At 36.1% G+C, this 4,539-nt stretch carries 1 protein-coding gene and 1 pseudogene; one reads left to right on the plus strand and one right to left on the minus strand.

Going from position 1 to position 4,539, the window contains the following annotated elements:
* Positions 1-425 precede the first annotated feature (425 nt).
* A pseudogene (locus ABJE44_RS11120) lies at positions 426-1,328 on the plus strand (chemotaxis protein).
* Between the two features lie 944 nt (positions 1,329-2,272).
* Here the strand turns inward: ABJE44_RS11120 and ABJE44_RS11125 are convergent.
* Positions 2,273-3,763: a diguanylate cyclase gene (locus ABJE44_RS11125; RefSeq protein ID WP_348110465.1), complete on the minus strand. Its 1,491-nt coding sequence runs from the start codon at positions 3,761-3,763 to the stop codon at positions 2,273-2,275.
* Positions 3,764-4,539: the final 776 nt, after the last annotated feature.

A 4,539-nucleotide genomic window follows, 5' to 3' on the forward strand; every position in this document is an offset into this window, starting at 1 on the left:
CTTAGTTGAGTTCTTCCAAGAACGTGGCGCTACTAGCGTTATCAACTACATCTCTGAAAAAGTCTCTAAATAAGCTCAAATAAACCAATCCTAAAAAAGCAAACAGATAACACTGTTTGCTTTTTTTGTGCCTGAAATTCAGCTTCATTAGCTCTAATACGCCCCTATAAAAATAGCTTTCACATTCATGTTATTTAAGGCGTTCATGAAGCATGACTGATTTATCTCACTTAAAAATACACATTATTTTGAACTTATGCTGACGTTGCACGTCTGACTTTATAGTTTTTATGTGTGTTCTCATTTTTAAGCCTGATTTGTTATCAGGCTTTTTTTTGCCTGTTTTTCATCGACAATACCGATGCTCTTGATTTACCCTCAACCTTACTTTTAGTTATTCAACATTTTATTCACCGGAGAAGGTTGTGGCGTCTAAAGCTAACTACTCGCAAGGGCTATTACTATTTAGGCTAAAGAATGGTCGCCAGTTTGCTTTGGGTACATTGAAAATCCAAGAGCTTGTACCGTATAAACCCGTAACAGCTATGATTAATTCAGAACCCGGTGTTAAAGGTATATTAACCATTCGAGATCAAACTATCGCGATTATCGATATGGCTGAAGTATTAGGGCTTGGCCCAGTTGAAGAGAGCAACCTCAGTAAGTCTTTTATTGTGGTGACAGATTGCCAACGAAAAGTAGTTGGCTTTATCGTTAGCCAAATTGAAAAAATTGTTGAAACCAATTGGCAAGAAATCAAACAACCTGATAAAAAACTTGGTACCGGGATTTTTGTAACTGGGACTGTAGAAGTTGGTAATGACGTTATCTAACTAATGGATGTTGAGTTACTACTAAATAAAATTTTCCCTCCAGACCCCAAAGCTGCTCTAGCCGTGGTTACCGATGTTCGGCGTGAACAACTTAAGCCAATGAATATATTGGTTGTTGATGATTCATTGACCGCTAGGCGACAACTTACCGACGTTTTAGAACTACTGAATGTGCCATGTCATGTAACAGATGATGGTAAAAAGGCCTTGGTATATATGCATGAACAAGCCTCTAATGGACACCCGGTTAATTTATTAGTATCCGATATAGAGATGCCAGGTTTAGACGGTTATGAACTAACCTTTGAGGTACGCAACTCCCCAGCACTGGCTGATGCATATATCATTCTTCACACTTCGTTATCGAGTGCTATTAGCGTTAGCCAAGCCGAACAAGTAGGGGCAAATGCAGCATTAACCAAATTCGATGCCAAAGAGTTAGTACTCGCTATGTTACGCGGTGTTGAGTTTATTAATAATCAGCCTAAAAACTAGAAGGAGTAGCGTGGTCAAGTTCGTTAAAGCTACTTGATACTAGGGGCTGTATTACATTTATTAAAAAGAATGCGTAGCACTTTGAACTTATGTCGATATTCCCCGTCTATTTATATAGTTTTTATGTGTGTTCTCATTTTTAAGCCTGATTTGTTATCAGGCTTTTTTTTGCCTGTTACCTTCTTAGCATTTTATCTTTTGTCAAAGCCACATTTTAGATATTCCACAGAAAAGCTTACTTAACGAGCTTACGACTAACTAAAGTGGATGGTTATGCGTTTCACTGCAGTTGATAAAACACGTACACAGAAACAAAGCCTATAATTGCGAGCGCAATAGGGGCTATGAGTATGTAAAAACAGTTTTTTATTAGCACTCTATTTTCTGAAACGGCCAAGTCTATACTGTCGTTTACCTTGTAAAAAGGTGTAAGGATACTGGTATCACAAACGTATTCATTTGAACCTGAATATGGGTTCTCAAAACGTAGCTTCAGTACTTTTATTGCGATAGACTTTTTCAATGACAAAAGCCTTGACGGTTTGTGAGCCATTAATAAATCTCCCCCTAGCAATCAATAACAATAATGCACAGCTCAAAAAGAACACACCAACAATTAAGCAGTAGTATTTCATAATGTAAATAAGGTATAACCGTCCAGTTGCAGGGCTGATAATTATTAGTTACCTTTTTTCCATAGATTTTGCAACTTCACAGCCCTCTGGGCTGACTTTATACGGTTATCAACACTTTCCAAAAACCCCCAATAAGTTCTCAGCGAACAGAGAATTGCTTGGGTTACTTAATGCCATTAGCTATTATTGGGTTATGTAAAGCTTTTAAGTGAAGATATTTGGGTGGGAAGTAGCAGGCTATTGAATTGTATCGTTAAAATTAATTTTAACGATACTTCTTATCCAGAACTCAGGTTACCTAGATAACCTTCACGTAAGAGCATCAGTAAACTTGGTGGTCACAAATGTGTTACGCCCCTGCTCTTTTGCTGCATACAAGGCCATATCTGCTTGTTGATATAAACGCATTGCATCAATATTATCGCTTTTTGATACAGTACAAGACCCCATGCTTACTGTTAAATATGGCTTAACGGGTGATGCTTGATGGGGGATATTAAGTGCCGTTATTGAGGCCTGTATTCTTTGCATTATACCAATAGCTGCTTCTGCATCTGTATTGGGTAAGATGCAAAAGAACTCTTCACCGCCCATTCTCGCAACTATATCGTTAACACGTAATAGGTTTTGATTGATGCCATTGGCCACAGAAATTAAACAATCGTCTCCCGCTAGGTGACCATACTCATCGTTGAAAAGCTTAAAATAATCAATATCAATGGCAATAAGGGTTAAAGGTGTTCCTTCTGAATTGGCTATAGCTAGCGCTGATTTTATTGACTCATCATACTTACGACGATTGGCGATTTTTGTCAGCGGATCAATTTTAGTAAGGTTATCTAATTGCTGGTTCAATTTGGCAATCATTTGGTTTTTGCTTTCTTTTTCAGTATTTATGGTACCTATGAGAAGTGCAGTACTACAAGCAGTAAAAATATATATTTGCATATAGAAAATGGCATAGCTCAAATCATTAAACATGAACATGAAAGGGCCAAGTTTTGCTGTGCTATAAAACCCACAAGCTAAAAATACAACGGTTATCCATACAGAAGTTATATAATGGTTAAAGCGCAATGCAACCCACATAGCCACGGGGAACAATAAGAATATTAAACTGACAGTAAACTTATTGTAATGCTGCCTCCCAAAAACCTCGACTAAGATTAATAAGGTAGCGGTACACAGTACTGCAAGTTCTAGTAGCTTTGACTGACTAATGCGTAAAGACAATGTTCTGTGCTTAACAGAATTTACTATATGAAAGGCAGTCAGTGTTGATGCAAAGATACTCACGGCATTGCCCACAAACCATACAAGACCATTGCTTAACACAGGAGGGAAATCTGCAATTAACCAGAGTGCAGTTGTGCCTATAGTTACATTCAGTAATGCATTCATCATGCATAGTACGATTAAAAAGAATATATTTTGTCGCAAATCAATAAAGCAAATGGGTTCTTTGCATAACTGCTTAAATATAGCCGCCGATAAAATGACGCTGGATACATTGGCTGTTAGAAAAGCTATTTGAACAATTTCAAAACTACCAAAATAAGTGTAAATCCCAATGATGTAGGCTGAGATCATACCTAACGTTAAGTGGAGCCAGCGTTTTGTTGAGCAGACTAAAAATAATGCGATTGCTATGCCATTTCCAAGCCATAAGATGGCAATATTACCCACCATAAAAAACGTTAGGCTCAAATATATCATGGCTATATAGCTCACAATCATCACTGCAAATACAATTAAATTCATTAAAGAGAACAAAGACTTAAAGCGAACGATTATTTCCATTAATTAGCTCTATAAAGATGATAAGTAAAATATGAGTTTTGCGTTTTAGAAAAAAGGCGATAGTAACCTTGCAAAAGTAGTAGGTCTTTTTGATCCTTAAAGATAAAACCATACTAAAGGTAATTTCACCTTGCGTCACCCCATGCACTGTCACTTAAACCGCAATAATTTTATTTTCCTTATTGATTTTGATTGGTTTTTATTTCAATACTATTAATCAACTTACAAATATAACCATGCTAAGTTATTGCCCTAACAACAAGTTATAAATTAAAAATTTTGAACTTATATAAATATACCCAGTCTATTTATATAGTTTTTATGTGTGTTCTCATTTTTAAGCCTGATTTGTTATCAGGCTTTTTTTTGCTTGTTTTTTCTCATTTTTATGGCGCAGCCAAGCTTTAGATTTACTTACGACAGATACTTAACCTTAAAGCCCTGTCGTTTCGGGTAGCCCGATAGATGGGTGAATAATAAAATCCTAGTCATTTTAGTTGGTACTGATTACTTCTAGATAAGTTTATAGCCTGAAGCCCAACCTACAAATTCGTTATATTGATTGCTCTTGATTTTCAGCGACTGCATGGATGCAATAAGCGAAGTGCATGTATTTATAGATAGATGGATAAGCTGCTCTCAAAAATGTCTATTTCTGTAAGTAACAAACAAAATTAGATTAAAATTCATCCTAAAACACTCTAAATCACACCAAAAATAGAAAAACAAACAAAATACTGAAAGTAAATTACATTATTGTGAAATCAATTTAATAT

This window comes from Paraglaciecola sp. (genome assembly GCF_039942875.1).
GTDB lineage: Bacteria > Pseudomonadota > Gammaproteobacteria > Enterobacterales > Alteromonadaceae > Paraglaciecola.